General features: G+C 45.8%; 1 protein-coding gene. It reads right to left on the bottom strand.

All coding sequences use genetic code 11. From position 1 onward, the window contains the following. On the bottom strand, positions 1-307 hold a 307-nt coding region (locus tag EI28_RS12585; protein WP_155937457.1), incomplete at its 3' end, for a hypothetical protein. Positions 308-786: the final 479 nt, after the last annotated feature.

Raw genomic sequence — 786 nt, forward strand, 5'->3', positions numbered from 1 at the left:
CGATAATGGCAGGGAGTTTTGCTACAAGGATTGTGTCTCCAAGGGTCTTCAGGAGAAATGCCTGAAAATAGGCGTGTAATGGCGGATAAAAAAAGTCCGCATCTACATACAACAATTTTCCTTCGATAAGGCCGTGAGCACCAACCAGGTGGTCGGTAATGTCGCTGCCGTGATGCCCTGATACGATGGCAATGAGAAGACGAAGTAAGTATAAGGCGATACATACGGCGATAAACACCGTATAATCATTCCAAGATTTTGCAATGACGCTTTTCGTTTTTGTCAGTATGTTGCCTTCATAGTTCATTATAACCATGCCCTGGTTCTGAAATATAGAATCTCTTGGCTGAAATCATTTCAAAATTATTCGAAAGCCAAGGATTTACCTCGATTTGAACAGAGTGTCTGCCGTTCTACCGAATAACCTTCAAATGCAAATCCAATCGCGATTTGGCTATACTCTGGTTGCCACCTCATGGATGAGCCCCTGGAATAACGAGAACGCCCTTCTTCACATAATCTCAGGATGAAAGATAATATATATTGTTAATTGCCATTCGGAAACCGTCTTAAACTCCGGTAAGCTCTAAAGATTGTCTGATCGATCCAGGATTTGAGGCTCTCCTGCAGAAATGCCATGATCTCTTCGTTCTGTAACCGAGGACATGGCATGGTGCGAGTAGCACCGAATACCTCGGAGCCGACCATGTAGTAGGGTGCGGAGGTGGTCTCCTCCCCGACCAGCCGGTAACACAACCCGTCAGGTAGCCCGGTCTCCCCGAAGAT

The sequence above is a fragment of the Methanoculleus sp. MH98A genome (genome assembly GCF_000691865.1).
Classification (GTDB): Archaea; Halobacteriota; Methanomicrobia; order Methanomicrobiales; family Methanoculleaceae; genus Methanoculleus.